Source organism: Sulfitobacter brevis (assembly GCF_900112755.1).
GTDB classification, from domain to species: domain Bacteria; phylum Pseudomonadota; class Alphaproteobacteria; order Rhodobacterales; family Rhodobacteraceae; genus Sulfitobacter; species Sulfitobacter brevis.
The window spans coordinates 99079-116158 of record NZ_FOMW01000010.1 but is presented as its reverse complement, the minus strand read 5'-3'; the positions used below and the strand labels follow the sequence as shown (position 1 = coordinate 116158).

15 protein-coding genes are annotated in these 17080 nt (G+C 60.1%); 3 read left to right on the top strand and 12 right to left on the bottom strand.

The window, feature by feature from the left end:
• The first annotated feature begins 3 nt into the window (after positions 1-3).
• The 3 genes from BM174_RS14440 (at position 4) to BM174_RS14430 (ending at position 3846) form a co-directional block, all read left to right on the top strand.
• Complete coding sequence (locus tag BM174_RS14440) at positions 4-1602, top strand: FAD-dependent oxidoreductase (protein ID WP_093924557.1); 1599 nt, start codon at positions 4-6, stop codon at positions 1600-1602.
• 3 nt (positions 1603-1605) lie between these two features.
• Positions 1606-1800: a DUF2783 domain-containing protein gene (locus BM174_RS14435; protein ID WP_093924556.1), complete on the top strand. Its 195-nt coding sequence runs from the start codon at positions 1606-1608 to the stop codon at positions 1798-1800.
• Positions 1801-2172: 372 nt separating this feature from the next.
• Entirely contained in the window at positions 2173-3846 is a 1674-nt protein-coding gene (locus BM174_RS14430) for an ABC transporter substrate-binding protein (protein WP_093924555.1), read from the top strand.
• 70 nt (positions 3847-3916) lie between these two features.
• Here the strand turns inward: BM174_RS14430 and BM174_RS14425 are convergent, their stop codons facing one another.
• The 12 genes from BM174_RS14425 to BM174_RS14370 form a co-directional block, all read right to left on the bottom strand.
• Positions 3917-4420, bottom strand: a complete 504-nt coding sequence (locus tag BM174_RS14425) for a 3-hydroxyacyl-CoA dehydrogenase family protein (protein WP_093924554.1) — start codon at positions 4418-4420, stop codon at positions 3917-3919.
• Complete coding sequence (locus tag BM174_RS14420) at positions 4417-5319, bottom strand: helix-turn-helix transcriptional regulator (protein WP_093924553.1); 903 nt, start codon at positions 5317-5319, stop codon at positions 4417-4419. The genes BM174_RS14425 and BM174_RS14420 overlap by 4 nt, the downstream gene beginning before the upstream one ends.
• Positions 5320-5397: 78 nt before the next feature.
• Positions 5398-5823, bottom strand: coding sequence for an acyl-CoA thioesterase (locus BM174_RS14415; RefSeq protein ID WP_093924552.1), 426 nt, complete (start codon positions 5821-5823; stop codon positions 5398-5400).
• A complete protein-coding gene (gene boxA / locus BM174_RS14410; protein ID WP_093924551.1) occupies positions 5824-6996 on the bottom strand; it encodes a benzoyl-CoA 2,3-epoxidase subunit BoxA in 1173 nt (390 codons plus the stop codon). It lies immediately after the preceding gene.
• 104 nt (positions 6997-7100) lie between these two features.
• A complete protein-coding gene (boxB, locus tag BM174_RS14405) occupies positions 7101-8552 on the bottom strand; it encodes a benzoyl-CoA 2,3-epoxidase subunit BoxB (RefSeq protein WP_093924550.1) in 1452 nt (483 codons plus the stop codon).
• 78 nt (positions 8553-8630) lie between these two features.
• Positions 8631-10289 carry a 2,3-epoxybenzoyl-CoA dihydrolase gene (boxC, locus tag BM174_RS14400; RefSeq protein WP_093924549.1) on the bottom strand — a complete coding sequence of 553 codons (1659 nt, stop codon included), beginning with the start codon at positions 10287-10289 and terminating at the stop codon, positions 8631-8633.
• A 114-nt stretch (positions 10290-10403) separates the two neighbouring features.
• Positions 10404-10868: a DUF309 domain-containing protein gene (locus tag BM174_RS14395; RefSeq protein ID WP_245766382.1), complete on the bottom strand. Its 465-nt coding sequence runs from the start codon at positions 10866-10868 to the stop codon at positions 10404-10406.
• Complete coding sequence (locus tag BM174_RS14390) at positions 10861-11676, bottom strand: alpha/beta fold hydrolase (protein ID WP_093924548.1); 816 nt, start codon at positions 11674-11676, stop codon at positions 10861-10863. Before BM174_RS14390 ends, BM174_RS14395 begins: the two co-directional genes overlap by 8 nt.
• Complete coding sequence (locus tag BM174_RS14385) at positions 11676-13214, bottom strand: benzoate-CoA ligase family protein (protein ID WP_093924547.1); 1539 nt, start codon at positions 13212-13214, stop codon at positions 11676-11678. Before BM174_RS14385 ends, BM174_RS14390 begins: the two co-directional genes overlap by 1 nt.
• Before the next feature lie 75 nt (positions 13215-13289).
• Positions 13290-15110 (bottom strand): feruloyl-CoA synthase, encoded by a 1821-nt coding sequence (locus tag BM174_RS14380; protein ID WP_143092461.1) that lies wholly within the window; start codon positions 15108-15110, stop codon positions 13290-13292.
• A 21-nt stretch (positions 15111-15131) separates the two neighbouring features.
• On the bottom strand, positions 15132-16451 hold the full coding sequence (locus BM174_RS14375; RefSeq protein WP_093924546.1) for a TRAP transporter large permease: 1320 nt from the start codon (positions 16449-16451) through the stop codon (positions 15132-15134).
• Between the two features lies 1 nt (position 16452).
• Entirely contained in the window at positions 16453-17034 is a 582-nt protein-coding gene (locus tag BM174_RS14370; RefSeq protein WP_093924545.1) for a TRAP transporter small permease, read from the bottom strand.
• Positions 17035-17080: the final 46 nt, after the last annotated feature.

The following is a 17080-nucleotide window of genomic DNA, read 5'->3' as shown; positions in this document are numbered from 1 at the left end:
CCCATGGCCTATGATTACACCCCCTTCCCCTATACCGCCCCCGCTGGCCTGACAGCGCCCGAGCCGCGGCATCCGGTGGTGATCGTCGGCGCGGGCCCGATCGGTCTGGCAATGGCGGTTGATCTGGCACTGCAAGGTGTGCGTTCGGTGGTGCTAGACGACAACAACGTCGTCTCGGTCGGCTCACGCGCGATCTGCTGGGCCAAACGCACGCTAGAGATTTTCGACCGTCTCGGTATCGGTGAGCGGATGCTGGAAAAGGGCGTTACTTGGAAAGTCGGGCGCAATTTCTTTGGCAAGGACGAAGTGTATAACTTCGATCTGTTGCCCGAACCCGGTCACAAATACCCCGCCTTCATCAATCTACAGCAATACTACGTCGAGCAGTATCTTGTTGAGCGGGCCCTAGACCTCCCTGATCTGATCGACCTGCGCTTTCTCAACAAGGTGACGGGGCATGCCGATCACGGCGACCATGTCAGCCTGACCGTGGAAACGCCCGACGGTAACTATACCCTCCAAGCAGACTGGTACATCGCCTGTGACGGTGCCGCGAGTCCGACGCGCAAGCGCATGGCCCTGCCCTTCGAAGGCCAAACCTTCGAGGAGCATTTCCTGATCGTTGACGTCGAGATGGAGACCTCGCCCTTCGGCACCGACACCCCCGAACGCTGGTTCTGGTTCGCGCCGCCCTTCCACTCCGGCCAGTCGGCGCTGTTGCACAAACAACCCGACAATATCTACCGGATCGACCTGCAACTAGGACCGGAGACCGATCCCAAATCGGAGGCGACCGAAGAGAAGGTGCTGCCGCGCCTGCGTGCCATCGTTGGCGACGCGCCGTTCCGGATTGACTGGATGAGCGTCTATAAGTTCCGCTGTGCTAAGCTGGAAAGCTTTGTGCACAACCGCGTCCTCTTTGTTGGCGACAGCGGCCATGTGGTCAGCCCGTTTGGCGCGCGCGGCGGCAACGGCGGCATTCAGGATGTCGACAACCTCGGCTGGAAGCTTGCCGCTGTGCTGAAAGGCGACGCCCCCGCCCGCCTGATCGAAACCTACGACGAAGAGCGCCAGCACGGGTCGCGCGAAAACATCCTCAATTCCTCCCGTGCCACCAATTTCATGACGCCGAAAACCGCGATCGAGGCGCTGTTTCGCAACGAGGTGCTGCATCTGGCCCGCGATCACGGCTTTGCTCGCCGCCTCATCAACTCTGGCCGTTTGTCGCAACCCTGCTCCCTCGCAGAGACGTCTCTCCAAACCGCTGGCGACGCCCCGCTGCGCCCAGGAAGTGCTGCGCAAGATGCGCCTTTGACAGGTCCGCAGGGTGACACTTGGCTGATTGGCCAAGCACAAGGCGATTTCACTTTGATAGGGTTCGGCGGCACCGAGTTGCCGGACATCGACGGGGTGCGGTGCGTCGGCATCGACAGCCATGACCGCGCCTACACCTGCTTTATCGACCGCGACGGCCACGCCAAGGCCCGCTATGGCAGTGACCACATCTATCTGCTGCGACCAGACGGCCATATTTGCGCCGCCTTCACCGCGCCTGACCGCGCCGCGATCAGCGCAGCTTTGCAGACGGCTAAGGGAAACTGAGACATGGACCTGAAAGACAACCTCGGCGCGACGGGTGATGATTTCTATGCCGCACTCATTGCCACCCACGACGGGCTGAGCGAGAGCCAGAGCCACGCGCTCAATGCCCGTCTGGTGCTGATCATGGCCAATGAGATCGGCGATCTGGCGCGGCTTGCAATCCTGCTAAAAGCGGCCCGAAAAGACGCTACCGGCTAGGCCGCACGCCGCTCCGCACCGAAACTAAAGATTCGTCGCTTCTGGCTGCCCCACCCCGCCGCGCACCGCTCAAACCGGTCGCGACGGCGCGGACTATCAGAAAATAGCGCCGATGTTTCACGTGCAACTTATTGTATAAGAACCGCAAATCCCCTGTTTCCGCTGGTATCAGTCCAGTTCAGCGATGCGTTTAGGCCATGTGGACAACTTTGCACCATGGGCTTGACGCCCCCCGCCCCCGTGACTGACACTCTTGCATGCGCCCCGTGAGGGAAGCTGCAACAAAAACAGGCTAACTGTATCACCTGACGCCCAAATAATGGCGTCCCCGCGCGGCGGCCCACGCTGTCCGCGTCAACAGAGAGGAAGAACATGGATTTTCTGACACGTACCGGTAAGCCCCTGCCACAGTCCATCCTGGACTCGGCCGAGGCCGCCAAGCAAGATCCGGTCAACCGCCGCGAGTTCCTTGCGCTGGCCAGTGCTTTTGGCGCCACCGCCGCGACGGCCTATTCGATGATCGGCATGGCAGCACCGGCACAGGCAGCCTCCCACGCCAGCATGAAAGAAGGCGGCACCGTGCGCTGCTTGATGGAAGTCCGTGCGCTGAAAGACCCCCGCACCTATGACTGGTCGCAAATCGCGAACTTTACCCGTGGCTATCTGGAATATCTCGCGATCTATGAAAATGACGGGACATTCACGCCCGCACTTCTGGAAAGCTGGGAGATTAACGACGACGCCACCGAATACACGCTGAATGTCCGCAAGGGCGTCAAGTGGAACAATGGCGACGACTTCACCGCTGCCGACGTTGTACGCAACATCGAAGGCTGGTGTGACAAGAAGGTCGAAGGCAATTCCATGGCTGGCCGCTTTGCCGTGCTGATCGACGAGACCACCGAGAAAGCCATCGAAGGTGCTATCACGGCGACGGACGATCACACCGTCCTGCTCAAGCTGCCGCACCCCGATATCTCGCTGATCCCTGGCCTTGCCGATTATCCGGCGGCGATCACCCACAGCAGCTTCAATGTCGATGATATTCAGAACGCTGTCGGCACCGGCCCCTACCTGACCGAATCCCATGAAGTTGGCGTAAAGGCCGTGCTGGTTAAGAACGCCGATCACACATGGTGGGGCACAGAGGTGTATGGCGGGCCCTATATCGACCGTCTGGAATATGTCGACTACGGCACCGACCCGTCGGCCTTTGTCGCGGCTGCCGAAGCTGATGAAATCGACATGACCTATGACATCGTCGGCGAATATATCGACATCTTCAACACCCTGGACGGCTGGAACGAAAACACCATCGCGACCGGTGCCACCGTGATCATCCGCCCCAACCAGTTGGCCGAAGTCGACGGCAAGAAGCCTTATGAAGACAAGCGCGTCCGTCAGGCCCTTTCAATGGCCGTGGACAATGCTATCGTGTTGGAGCTGGGCTATAACAGCAACGGTATCGTCGCCAATAACGACCATCTTGGCCCGATGCACCCTGAGTATGTCGAAACCTCTGCTGCCAAATTCGACCCCGCAGGCGCCAAGGCGCTGATGGACGAAGCCGGCATGGCTGATTTCGAGCATGAGCTGATCTCGATCGACGATGACTACCGCAAAAACACCACCGATGCAGTTGCGGCCCAGTTGCGCGATGCGGGCATCAAGGTGAAGCGGACGATCCTGCCGGGTTCGACCTTCTGGAACGACTGGACGAAATACCCGTTCTCCTCGACCAACTGGAACCACCGCCCCTTGGGCGTCCAAATTTGGGCGCTGGCCTATCGTTCAGGCGAAGCGTGGAACGAGTTCGGCTGGTCCAACGCCCAGTTTGACGAGATGCTGACCAACGCACTGGCAGAGCCGAACCTTGAGAAGCGCAAAGCGCTGGCCGCCCCGATGGCCGAATTGATCAAGGAAGAAGGCGTGACCATTCAGGCCTATTGGCAGTCGCTTTATAACCACACCAAAGACGGATTGAACGGCGGCGCGCACCATATCTCCTACGAGATTCATCCCGCACGTCTGGCGTGGTCTGCCTAAGCTTCTGACGAGTTAAAATGAGAGAGGGCCGCGCATGTCGCGGCCCTTTTTCATGGGGCGTGCTGGTTTTCTACGCGGGGGTCAATGAACGACCTGCGGGGAAATGTACGGCCTTGACCAACAACGCATCCGCCTCCCGCTCCGACAGGCCACTTGCCACTGCTTGCGCACGGGCCTGCGCCAAAGCAGCGTTCATCGCCGCCACCAGCGCTTCATCTCCGCGCTCCGCCCGTGTGATCTTGGCAAACCATGCCTCCTCACGGATCAGGTCTTCGATCAGCGGGTCGATCACCGCACCGCCGCCTCCGGGATAGCGGTAGAACCCGACGCCGCCAATTTTGCCCATGCGCCCTTCGGCGACCATGCGCGGCAGGACCGGCACGGGACGCTCTCGTTGCCGCGCCAGTACCTTATCCAGACCGATGAGATCCTGCGCTTCACACGGTCCGACACCATAGCCCCAAGCGGTTAACGCCTCGTCCAGCTCCCACGGGTTGGTGTGGTGTAGCATCAAGTGTTCGCCAGCTAGCCAGAAAGCATCCTGCACCGCCGCCAATTGCGCCGGATCGCTCATGCGGGGTCGAGGAAACGGAGTTTGGCGACAACCGTGAGCAGATCGTTCAGTGAGGACCGCACAGCGCGATTGGCGGTGTTCACCTGCGCCTCGGCCTGATTATAAAGCGGCGTGCGCATCCGTAGCAGTTCCTTGAGCTGCGCCATTGCTGCCGGATTGCCCTGCATCGGGCGCACATCGCCTTGGGCGCGGACACGCTGCATATGCTCGGGCGGGCTGGTGCGAATCCAGACCGTGTGAAACTGCTCCAGCACTTGCGCATAGGTCGCAGGCTCGGCGACGATGCCGCCGCCCACCGCCAAAATGACCCGATCATGGCGTGCGCTGACGGTCTCCAACGCTTCGGCCTCCATCTTGCGATAGCCGTCCTGCCCGTAGAACGCCATTACCTCCGCCAGCGGCATATCGGCAGCTTCCTCGATAATTTGGTTCAGCTCGACAAAGGGGATGTTCAGTGCCTCGCCCGCCAACTTGCCCAGCGTCGATTTACCCGCCCCGCGCAGCCCGACCAGACAAATCCGCCCTGCCCGCAGCAATTCGGGATTTTGCGGTGCCAGAAGTCCGCGGACCTTTTGCTGCAATGGGGTCGGGGCCTGCCGATACAGCTCGGCCACCCGCTGCGCATCATGATCCATCGGAGTATCTTCGGCCAAAAGCGCCTCGACCTTAAGATCAAGAGCGGCGGCGACCCGCTGCAACAGCATGACCGAGATATTGCCCTCGCCCGCCTCCAACTGCGCCAGATAGCGCGGCGACACGCCGGACTTTTCGGACAGCACCCGCCGTGGCAGACCTTGAGCCTTGCGGGCCTCGGCCACACGGGCAGCGAGCCGCGCGATCAATCGGGTGGCGGCGTCATCGGCATTCAAGGCTTCGGGGGGCAATGTCTCGGCGGCCATACACACTCACTTGCGGAACAATAATGCAAGTCTAGCCGAAGATGCCCCGCCATCAACGCCTTTAGGCAAGAAAATGCACTATTTCTCGCGGATCAACGGCTCAATGACGCTGCGTAGTTCGGCCGGAGCCGACTGGCTTTTGAACTGATCGGCGATGGTGAAGACGCAAGTGAACGCCCCCTCGAAGCACAGCACACCATTCTGCGTCGCCTTCATGCCGAAGCTGATCGACTTGTCACCCAGCCGCGTCGGATAGGTTTCGCACAGCAGTTTGTGGCGCGGGGTCACGGGGCTGCGAAACTCCATGGCAAGGCTCACAAAGGGCGTGCCAATGTTACGGTCGATCTCGAGCTGGAACCAGCCATCGCCGTCAAAATGATGCTCCCACCACGCGTTGATCGCATCCAGCGCGAAATAGGGCAAACGGGCGGTGTAGGCGATGCGCGCAGGGTCGCAATCGCCCCAAGTCACGTTCACTTCATGGACGAAAGGTGCGTCGGTCATTTAATAGGTTTCCACATGATACCGGCCTTCTTCGCGCATCGTATCACGCAGGGCAATCCATTGTTCGCCCATGCTTTCGGCGATCGAGGTCATTGCACGCTCGACGCCCTCTTCCATGCCGCGCAGCCCGCAGATGTAGATATGGGTGTTCTCGTTGCCCAGCAATTCCGCGACGCTGTCCTGTTCGGCCAGAATACGGTCCTGCACATATTCTTTCTGCGTACCGGGTTGGCGGCTAAAAACGAGGTGTTGCTTCAGCAAATTTTGTGGCACCTTCTTGAGCGGGCCAAAATACGGCAGGCTTTCAGGCGTGCGGGCGCCAAAGAACATGGTCATGCCGCCGGTCGCGCCGGTACGCTGGCGCTGCATCGTAAACGCCCGCATCGGGGCAGAGCCGGTGCCGGTACAGATCAACAGCAGATGCGCCTCTGACCGCGACGGCATCAGGAAGGTTGCGCCGAACGGGCCGGTGACATTGACACTCGCGCCCTGCTCCAGATCGCACAGGTAGTTCGAGGCCAGCCCGCCCTCCTCGCGCTTCACGGTGAGCGAGATGTTGTGGTAGCCCGCCCGCTCGCCGTCGCGGGGGCTGGAGATAGAGTAGAGCCGGGGCAGATGGGCATTGCCCTCGCCATCAGTGCCGGGCGGAATAATACCCACAGATTGCCCTTCGAGCACCGGAAACGGCAGCGCACCGGGATCAAGAATGATGTGCCTCACGTCATGTTCGGGGTCGTCGGTCAGGCGGTAGTTGCCCTGCACCTTCATCGCGGCGGGGCGGCCAAGATTGTACATATTCACCGCAGCCTTGGCGGCAGACACGGGCGCACGGGCTTTGCCGCCCGCACCTTTGTGGGCCTCGGCCAGAAGGGCGGCAATCGGGTCAGCGCCGGCCTCTTCTTCAGGAGCGGCTTCGATGTCCTGCTGCTCGGGCAGCTCTTCCATCGCGTATTGCTCTTCGAGGGTATAGGGGGTTTCGACCACGCGCCACTCGTCGATCGAACCGGTTGGGCAGACGGGGATGCAATCCATGCAGAAGTTGCAGATATCCACGTTGACCACGACATTGTTATCGTCATGCTCGATGGCATTGATCGGACAGCTCATCTCGCAGGTATAGCAACGGATGCAGATTTCCGGATCAATCAGGTGTTGTTTGATGGGCACGTTCATCAGCGGCCTCCCCCGGCAGCAAAATCAAAAGGCGGACCGTCGGCCCCGCCTTGAGTGTTGCGCGCACGGCGGCAGAGAACAACCCCGCCGCCTTGCACAAAGCTTTAGGCCATATGCAGCTTCACATACTCGAAATCGCCCGGCTTGTTGTCGATGCCGACCTTGGGCGCGGCGATCCAGCTGGCGTATTTGCCGGGCTCGTAGCAGGGCTTCATCAGCGACTGGATATAGTCGCCATCCGCCTTGGTCGGCAGCCATTCATCCTGACGCTTCTGGAACTCCTCAGCCGAGATGATCTGCCCGTCGGGGTCTACCGCCACAGCGCTGAACACGCCGATCTGACGGTGGAAGCCTTCGTGCGGCATCTTGAACTGGAAGTTCACGCCAGCCTTTTCGATTTGCTTGTTCCAGCGGCCTACACCACCCGCAGCATCACGAACATAATCATCACGCAGACGCATATTGATTGCGGTCAGGGCAGGCACATCTTCGGTAACAATTTTGCCGTCCTTGATCGAGGTGACGGCATAGGTATCGTTTTGCAGCTTGTGATCGTCGTCGATCCGCTGCTCCATATAGCGGCCTTTGACGCCCGAGTTGAAGGCGTTGGCGGCGTTGGTGGAGACTTCCTGACCAAACAGATCAAGCGACAGCGTATAATGCAGGTTCAGCTTTTTCTGCATCGTCGGCAGGTCGATGACGCCAAGATCGCGGATCTTATTGATGTCATAGGGGTCGGTGATGCCATGCTTTGCCATCGCCTCAAGGGTCGCCTGAATGGTGCGACCCACACCGGTTTCGCCCACAAACATGTGGTGCGCTTCTTCGGTCAGCATAAAGCGACATGTGCGTGACAGCGGGTCGAAACCGGACTGCGCAAGGCTTTCAAGCTGCATCTTGCCGTCACGGTCGGTGAAGTAGGTGAACATGAAGAACGACAGCCAATCCGGCGTCTCCTCGTTGAACGCACCCAACATCCGCGGGCTGTCATCGGACCCCGAGGACCGGACCAACAGATCATCGGCCTCTTCGCGGCCGTCGCGGCCAAAGTATTTTTGCAGCAGATAGACCATCGCCCAAAGGTGGCGGCCCTCTTCAACGTTGACCTGAAACAGGTTGCGCATGTCGTAAAGCGAGGGCGCTGTGAGGCCCAAAAACCGCTGTTGTTCGACCGATCCCGGCTCGGTGTCACCCTGAATGACGATCAGACGCTTGAGCATGTTGCGGTATTCGCCTGGCACTTCCTGCCACGCAGGTTCACCAAGGTGCTCGCCCATCGGGATTTTGCGATCTTCGACAGCGGGGGCCAGCAAAACACCCCACCGGTATTCGGGCATCTTCACATAGTCGAATTTGGCCCAACCTTTGGGGTCAACCGACACGGCGGTGCGCAGATAAACCATCGATTCCTGAAAATTCTGCGGGATCAGGTCGTTCCACCAGTTGATGTAGCCGGGGTGCCATTTTTCCAGCGCTTTCAGCACCTTCTTGTCCTCGGACAGCCCGACATTATTCGGGATTTGAGTGTCGTAGCTTACGTTGATCAGATCGAGCATTTGGTAATCTCCCAATAACCGCGGGCGCTGTCCCTTCCGCCGCATTGCGCGCCGGAGGGTGTGGCCCATTGCCGTGCTTTACACACGCTCCATGTTGTATTTGCCGCGCACTCCGCTGCCGTAGCGTTGCAGCGCGCCCTCTTCGCCCACCGCATTGGGGCGCTGGAAAATCCAGTTCTGCCACGCGGTCAGGCGTCCGAAAATACGGGTTTCCATCGTTTCGGGGCCAGCAAAGCGCAGGTTCGCTTCCATCCCCGTCATCGCATCAGGGCTAAAGCTGGCGCGCTCTTCCATGAACAGACGCACTTCGTCTTCCCAGTCGATGTCGTCGTAAATGTAGGTGACCAACCCAAGCTCGTCAGCCGCATCAGCCTCCAACGCGTCGCCGATCGAGCCTTTCAGCTTTTCAACCTGCTCGGGGGCGCCGAGAAAACGGGTCTCCAGACGGGTCAGGTCATTGCCCATCGGGTAGGTGCCAAAGTTGCCCTGAGACAGGGTGACCGTCGCCATGTGGCGGTTGTCGCCGTCGAATTCTTCCAGCATCATATAGCTGCGGTCGGCGGACCAGAGCAGCTCTGCCAGCGGGCCTGCATAGCACGAGCCATGCTCGACAATTGCGACCAGCGAGCGTGAGGTCATGTCGATCCGCTTGAGCAGACGCTTCCAGTATTGCAGCACCTCGTTGGCCAGCCAGTGATCTTTGTTGCCCAGCAGCAGCGCCTCATGGGCGATCAGCTTTTCAGGGTCGCCTTGGGTCTGGAATTCGATCAGGCCAAGTTCTTTTTCGTTGTTGCGCAGGTGCAGGATGGCGTCGTCCAGCTCACGCGCACAACGCAGGATCCAGTTGTTGGCACCCTCGGCGGTGAAGGCCTCCATGTCGCCCAGCGCATCGGCGTCCGGACCTTTGATCGTGACCGTCGCGCGGCGGCCTTCGCGGTGCAAGGTAACCTCGACGCAGGTATAGGTCACGCCATCGTCCGAGAAGGTGCGGCTGATCGGGGTGAGTTCAATGCCTTTGGCCACATCAGCCTTGTCGGTTTTCGCGGCCATTTCGCGGGCCCGTTCCACCACGACATCGTCAAACTTGGAGTTCGGCACCACTTCGTCGACCAACTGCCAATCCAGCGCGCGCTTGCCTTTCACACCCTCTTCGATCGAGCAGAACACATCGGCCAGATCGCGGCGCACTTTGCGCTTGTCGGTCACACGGGTCAGGCCGCCTGTGCCGGGCAGAACCGCCAGCAACGGCACCTCGGGCAGCGCGACGGAGGAGGTGCTATCGTCGGTCAGCATCAGGTAGTTGCAGGCCAGCGCCAGCTCATACCCACCACCAGCGCAAGCACCTTTGATCGCGCAGATATAGTTTTGCCCGCTGTCGGCAAGTGCTGCCTCATAGGTATTGCGCGTCTCGTTAGTGAATTTGCAAAAGTTGACCTTATGCGCATGGGCAGCCCCACCGAGCATACGGATGTTCGCACCGGCGCAGAACACTTTCTCCTTGGCTGATTGCATGACCACAACCTTAACCTCGGGATGCTCAAAACGCATCCGCTGCACCACATCGGCCAGCTCGATATCAACGCCAAGGTCATAGCTGTTCAGCTTCAGCTCATAGCCCTCAAACAGACCGCCTTTTTCATCGACGTCCATATAGAGGTTCGCAACCGGACCATCATAGCTCACCTTCCAGTGGCGGTACTTTGACGGGTCGGTCTGAAAATCAATGGCTTTTGTCATGCAATGGCTCCTCCCAATGAACGCAACGGGCATTTGGTGTACTATAATACACTTTATTACGCCGATAAAGCCGGTATTACTGCCATTTTTCCGGCTTTTTAGGCACTATAGTTATTATTTCGCATTTTGTAGCTGCTTGACGGTTCGGTATAACAGCCCGCTCACCCGTGCCACCGGCACCCCCAGAATCGCGCCCTCACGGGGGCAGCGGGCCAGATGCGCCTCCACCATCGCGCAAAGCCGCCAAGCGGCACGCGGGCGCTGCATGCGGATTTTAAGCCGCGCATTGGCAAGCTGGATCACTGCCTGCACCATGTCGCGCTCGGCCGAGGCATCGGGGGTTTGCATCCAGACCGCCTCCAGCACTTCATGGCACTCCCAATAAAAGCCTGCATCAAAATAAAGCCACCCTGCCCGCCACGCCTGCGTTGTCGCAAGGGCGCTGACGGGCATTTCAGGCGTGACGCTGGCCTTGATGCTATCAAACCACCCTTCGGGATGGCGCGCGTTCACACCGGGCACATAGGCATGCGGCGGCATCGGGATGCCGCCGCCGAGATCAGGGTCGGGATCAGGCAAGACTGACAGCTTCGACCTCAAGGCGGTGCAGGCGGGCGCAGAACTCGACAATTGCGTTGCAGGTCTGCTCGGGCTTTTCATGATGCGGGGCATGGCCGCAACCCTCAACAATCAGAGTCTCAAGCGGCGCATAGATGCGGCTGTCAATCTCCTCGATCTGCGCCAGCGAGCCATAGGGATCGTCAGTACCCTGGATCGCCAGCACGGGGATGCGCCAGTGATCGATCACATCCGCGACGTTCCACGCCTTATAGGCGGGATCGGTCCAGACGTCGTGCCAGCCGTTAAACGCCACATCAACATTGCTGTGGTACTTACCCAAGCGGTCTTTTAGGTCGCCGCTGGCATAGCTGCGCCCCGCTTCGGCGATGGCCGCCAGTCCGGCAGGTTCGGTAAAGAAATGTGGCGCGATCAGGATCAACCCGCGCACCCGCATATCAGACACTGATCCAGCATAAATCGCAGCAATGGTCGCACCATCTGAATGGCCCATCAGCACCGCGTGGTCGATGCCAAGAGCATCCAGCACCTCACCGAGAGTCCCTGTCGCCTCATCGGTCTGATAGCTCAGCGGGCGGGGCAGATCGACAGGGTCGGACGCGCCATAGCCTGCACGCGAATAAGCGACGACACCAAAGCCAGTCATATCGGCCAGCCGCTCAGGCACGTCCTTCCACTGCGCGACCGAGCCTAAGCCCTCGTGCAGCAACACCAGTGTCGGCGCCTGCGACGGAGCTGGCCCCCAACACGCATATTCCAACGATTTACCACCTGCGGTCAGGTGACCGTTCTTTACCCAATCGGCCATTAACAATCCTCTCGTAATTTGAAGCGCTGGATCTTTCCGGTGGCGGTTTTCGGCAATTCCTCCACCACCTCGATCCAGCGCGGATATTTCCACTTGCCGACTTTTTCTTTCACATGCGCCTTCAATTCGGCCTTTAGCGCATCGTCGCCCTCGCCCGATTGCAGCACCACATAGGCCTTGGGCTTGTCGAGCCCGTCTTTGTCCTGCGCGGCGACCACGGCAGCCTCCAACACCTGCGGGTGGCTGACCAGAGCGCCCTCAACCTCGAAGGGCGATAGCCAGATACCAGAGACCTTGAACATATCATCGGTGCGCCCGCAGTAGACCAACCGCCCGTCGCTGCGCATTTCATATTTGTCACCTGTGCGGGTCCAGACCCCCTCGAAAGTGCTGCGGGTTTTGTCGCGCTGGTTCCAATAGCAACTGGCCGCCGAGGCGCCGTTGACCAGCAATTCGCCGACCTCGCCCGCGCCGACCTCCTCGCCGCTTTCATCAACCAGCCGCAGCGTATAGCCCGGCACAGCGCGGCCCGAGGTGCCATAGACGATATCGTCTGCCGTGTTGCTGAGAAAGATGTGCAGCATCTCGGTCGAGCCGACACCATCAAGAATACCGACACCAATATGCTTTTCCCAGCGGGTGCCCACATCTTCGGGCAGCGCCTCTCCGGCGGAGATACAGCGCCGCAGCGGGGCTTTGGGCGCGCCGGTTTTGTCCATCTGCGCCACCATCGCGGCATAGAGCGTCGGCACCCCGCAAAATACGGTCGGCTGATGTGCGGCCAGCGTGTCAATCATGCTTTGCGGTGTGGGCCGCCCGCCAAACAGGATTGTGGTCGCCCCGACCGAAAGCGGAAAGGTCAGCGCATTGCCAAGACCGTAGGCAAAGAAGAACTTGGCCGCTGACAGCACGACATCGTCCTCGGTTATGCCCAGCACCTGCGCGCCATAGGTATCTGCCGTGGCACGCAATGCGGAATGCACATGCGCCACGCCCTTGGGCTGGCCGGTGGACCCAGAGGAATACAGCCAGAACGCCACCTCGTCGCTGCTGACCGGAAGGGTCGGCTGCGGCACCGCGTCTTTGAGAAATTCATCAAGCCGCACTGCGCCTTCGGGCGCGTCGCCAATCACCACCACGTGGCGCAGATAGGGGTTATCCTCAAGCGCGGGCGCCACCACATCCCACAGCGGAGCCGAAACGAACAAGACCGCCGCGCGGCTGTCGCGCAGAATGGCATCATAGACTTCGGTCGCCAGCAAGGTGTTCAGCGGCACAGGAATCACCCCGGCCTTCAATGCGCCCCAAAAGATCTGCGGAAATTCGATCTGGTCGAGGACCAGCAGGGCGGCGCGCTCTTCGGGGCGCACACCCGCTTGGGCCAAAGCACCCGCCATCAACGCTGCACCTTCTGCCATATCGACATAGCTGAGCTTGCGACCCGTCTCCGCCTCGGTAAAGGCGATCTTGTCGCCACGGCCCTCGTCCAAGTGACGGTCCACGAACCAAGTCACGGCATTAGCATGTACTGACAGCATTGTTCCCCCCTCCAGAGTGCCGTTATTGTGCACCTTTCAGCACAATCCGCAACCGGACGCCGAGATCAGTGCACTTTAATGCTCAATTTCGATGCAAGCAGGGTCCGTTGGGTCAAATAGCCTCCCCACAAGCGCTGCACAGCGCTGCAAGAGCCTCGCAAAGTTGAGGTTGCCCTTGGCCGTCGCCTCACCCTCACCCATTGAGGGCGGTTCGGACAGAATCAGCGCGGCACTCACCCGCGTCGCACTGCCGGTCGCAGCTGCGGCGTGATCCGACAGCCGCCTGCGCAAGGCATCGAACAACGGCGCGCAGATCAACGCGCCCGAATCCTCGGACAACTCCCACCCCTGCGCGACAATCGCGGCGCGGTTTGGCACCATCAGCACGCCAATCGAGGCACGCCCCTCGCCTGCGATTACGATGTCTTGCGCGAATGGTGCGAGCGCCGTTAAAAGGTCGAGCCGCAAGGCCGCCGCCCGCACCCACGTGCCGGTCGTCAGTTTGAAATCCTCACTGATGCGGCCTTCGAACTTCAAGCCGAGGTTCATATCTGCCGGATCCGCAAAGCTCATCGCGTCGTCGGTCAGGAAATAGCCTTCGTCGTCAAAGGCGGCTTCGGTTTTGGCGGGGTTTTTCAGATAGCCCTGCGTGATGCTGTCGCCTTTTACTCGCACTCCGAAACGCGCACTGCCCGCTTCGGGTACCAGCTTGACCGACAGGCCCGGCACCGGAACGCCAACGATCCCCGCACCCTTGGCAGGCTGGTGACTGATCAGGGCGGCAGGCGCGGTTTCGGTCAGCCCCCATGAGGTCGTGATCAGCGGCAGCTGGCCGCAGGTCTCCAGCGCCATACCCTCCAACGCGCGCCATGTGTCCTGCGGCAACGAGGCACCCGCATAAAAGATCATATCGAGATTGGCGAAATAGGTCTCACGCAAAGTGCTGTCCTGCGCCAGCGCGGCGACAAGCTGGGCAAAACCGACAGGGACATTGAAGCTGAGCGTCGCAGGCTGCAGGCGCAGGTTTTCCACGGTGCGCTCAAACAGCCCTGCGACGGGCTTGCCGCTGTCGATGTAAACGCTGCCGCCATTGGCCAGCATCAGGTTGAAGTTGTGCGAGCCCCCAAACACGTGGTTCCACGGCAACCAATCGACAATCACCGGCGGGCGGGTCTTCAGAAACGGCAGGCACTGCGCCAGCTGGGCCTGATTGGTGGTCATCATCCGCTGGGTGGTCAGCACGCCTTTTGGGTCTGAGGTCGACCCCGAGGTCAGCAGGATCTTGGCCAGCGTATCGGGGCCGACAGCCGCAAAGGCGCTGGCGATATCGGCGTCAGCGGGTCGCAACAGACTGGCGAAATCGGTCGCTCCACTAGTCGCAGGCACGACCGAGACAGCCTCAACCCCTGCAAAGAACGGCAGCGCCAGTGCTGCGCCGTATTGAGTCGCGTCCTGTGCGAAAACCATGCCGGGGGTGACCAGCTTTGCAACATACTCCAACCGCGTATGGGCAGCGGGGATCAGCGCGTATTGCTCGGCCACCGGCACGACCGGAACGCCGATGTAATGCGCGGCCTGGGTCAACAATGCGTGTTCAATGCTATTGCCCGAGATGATCAGGATCGGCCGCTCCGGCCCCAGATCGCGGCTCATGAGGTTGGCGGCAATCGCCTGCACCTGCGCCAGCGCACCCGCGTAAGTAATGGTACGCCAACCCGCGCCGCTCCGTTCCGCGAGCAAAACCTGATCTGGCGTGGTAGCAGCCCAGTGGTGCAACCAGTCGCCGCTACAGCGCGCCACCGGCCCTAGCGCATAGGCCGAGTGCAACAGGATCGTCCCAACTGCACGATCTTCGCGCCCGACATTATGGGGGCTAAGGTGCAGATGCGACGTCATGGCGGCCTCCTTAGTGCGGTGTCAGCCCGGCAACAGGAAGAGGGTGATGCCGGGAAAGGCGACCAGAATGATCACGCGGATGATGTCGGAGCCGACAAACCACATCACCGCGCGGTAGGTCTGGGTGATCGGGGTGGTGTTATCCATCGAGTTGATGATGAACAGGTTCATCCCCACAGGCGGGGTAATCAGCCCGACCTCAACGACAATTAGCACCAGAATACCGAACCAGATCGCAAGATGTTCAGGCGACATGCCAAAGTCCATTGCCGAGATGACAGGGAAAAAGATCGGCACTGTCAGCAGGATCATCGAGAGGCTGTCCATCAGGCAGCCGAAGATCAGATAGAATACCAGAATGATCGAGAGCACGAAAATCGGGCCGAAGCCTTGGGTGATTACCCAATCAGCCATGAACTGCGGCACGCCGCTGAGCGCTAGAAAGCCGTTGTAGAAAGCAGCGCCAAAGACGATGAAAAAGATCATTGCGGTGGTGCGGGCGGTGCCGAGCAAGCTGTCGCGCAGCACAGACCAGTTGAGACTGCCTGTGAGCAAGGCCACGAGCCCCGTGCCCGCCGCCCCGATGGCCGAGCCTTCGGTAGGAGTAAACCAGCCCAGATAGATGCCGCCAACCACGATAAAGAAGATCACCAGCACCGGCCATGTATCGGCCAACGCGCGGAAACGGTCTGCCATTGGCACCGCAGGACGGGTGCCCGCCGCGTCAGGGTTCATCCGCACATAGATCGAAATGGTGAGGATATAGCCAAGGGCGGCGAGGATGCCGGGGATGAAGGCGGCAAGGAACAGTTTGGCGATGTTCTGCTCGGTCAGGATCGCATAGATTACCAAGATCACCGAGGGCGGGATCAGGATGCCCAGCGTGCCGCCCGCCGCCAGTGTCGCCGTCGAGAACCCGCCGGAATAGCCATAACGTTTCAACTCGGGGAGTGCCACTTTTGACATGGTAGCCGCCGTGGCCAGCGACGAGCCGCAGATTGCACCAAAGCCCGCACAGGCCCCGACAGCGGCCATTGCTACGCCGCCCCGCCGATGGCCCAGAAAGCTTTCAGCGGCCTTGAACAGCGCTTTGGACATGCCCGACAGCGTCGCGAACTGGCCCATCAGCAGGAACATTGGAATGATGCTGAGCGAATAGCTCGAAAAAGTTGTGTAGGTCTCGGATTTCAGCTTGGCCAGCAGTGGCGTCGGGTTGCCCCCCATCGCCATGTACCAACCGCCAAATCCACACAGCAGCATCGCAAGACCAATGGGCGCGCGCAGAAAAATCATCACAAGCAGGATCGGAAACGACCAGAAGCCGAGTTCTAGGTTGGTCACATCAATGCTCCGCGTGTTCGGTAGGAAGGATTTGGCGGTTGTTCATCGCCTCGGCTGCGCGCATCGCGGCGCAGTAGAAGGCGGTGATCACCGCCACCACACCCGCAGCAAAGCTCGCTGCATAGGCCCACCAGACCGGAAATTGCAGGAACAGCGTGGTTTGCCCATTGCGGATATACCGCTCCATCCCGCCAAAAAGCTGCCAGACGATCAGTAGGATCACAGCGGCCAGCACAGCCTCCCAGAAGAACACGATCCAGCGCGTGGCCCGCTGCGGCAGCGCAGAGGTGAAAACGTCAACCGTGGCATGGCTTCCATAAAGCTGGCAGATCGGCAGGAAGGAAAAGATCGCAAAGGCAACGCCCGCCTCGAGAAGCTCGTAGTTGCCGTTGATCTCGCCGACGCCGGTGGACAAAATCAGCTCGGATATCCCGCCCATGCTGTCCTGGAAAAAGCCGCCGTGCATCAGTTTGTTTACCGAACGCCCGATGATCGATGCTGTGGTCAATAAGATCAGCCCCAACAGGACCAGCCCCCCCAGCAAGGCAGTAGAACGGGCGAGGAACGGGACAAGACGGTGCATGGGAATTTGCTCGGATTAGGGTACAAAAAACTGCGGCAGCTGTTGC

What these genes read in the sequence shown, in the direction of transcription:
- BM174_RS14440 (WP_093924557.1), top strand. Translation starts at nt 4, where the DNA reads ATGGCCTATGATTACACCCCCTTCCCCTATACCGCCCCCGCTGGCCTG.
- BM174_RS14435 (WP_093924556.1), top strand. Translation starts at nt 1,606, where the DNA reads ATGGACCTGAAAGACAACCTCGGCGCGACGGGTGATGATTTCTATGCC.
- BM174_RS14430 (WP_093924555.1), top strand. Translation starts at nt 2,173, where the DNA reads ATGGATTTTCTGACACGTACCGGTAAGCCCCTGCCACAGTCCATCCTG.
- BM174_RS14425 (WP_093924554.1), bottom strand. Translation starts at nt 4,420, where the DNA reads ATGAGCGATCCGGCGCAATTGGCGGCGGTGCAGGATGCTTTCTGGCTA.
- BM174_RS14420 (WP_093924553.1), bottom strand. Translation starts at nt 5,319, where the DNA reads ATGGCCGCCGAGACATTGCCCCCCGAAGCCTTGAATGCCGATGACGCC.
- BM174_RS14415 (WP_093924552.1), bottom strand. Translation starts at nt 5,823, where the DNA reads ATGACCGACGCACCTTTCGTCCATGAAGTGAACGTGACTTGGGGCGAT.
- boxA (WP_093924551.1), bottom strand. Translation starts at nt 6,996, where the DNA reads ATGAACGTGCCCATCAAACAACACCTGATTGATCCGGAAATCTGCATC.
- boxB (WP_093924550.1), bottom strand. Translation starts at nt 8,552, where the DNA reads ATGCTCGATCTGATCAACGTAAGCTACGACACTCAAATCCCGAATAAT.
- boxC (WP_093924549.1), bottom strand. Translation starts at nt 10,289, where the DNA reads ATGACAAAAGCCATTGATTTTCAGACCGACCCGTCAAAGTACCGCCAC.
- BM174_RS14390 (WP_093924548.1), bottom strand. Translation starts at nt 11,676, where the DNA reads ATGGCCGATTGGGTAAAGAACGGTCACCTGACCGCAGGTGGTAAATCG.
- BM174_RS14385 (WP_093924547.1), bottom strand. Translation starts at nt 13,214, where the DNA reads ATGCTGTCAGTACATGCTAATGCCGTGACTTGGTTCGTGGACCGTCAC.
- BM174_RS14380 (WP_143092461.1), bottom strand. Translation starts at nt 15,110, where the DNA reads ATGACGTCGCATCTGCACCTTAGCCCCCATAATGTCGGGCGCGAAGAT.
- BM174_RS14370 (WP_093924545.1), bottom strand. Translation starts at nt 17,034, where the DNA reads ATGCACCGTCTTGTCCCGTTCCTCGCCCGTTCTACTGCCTTGCTGGGG.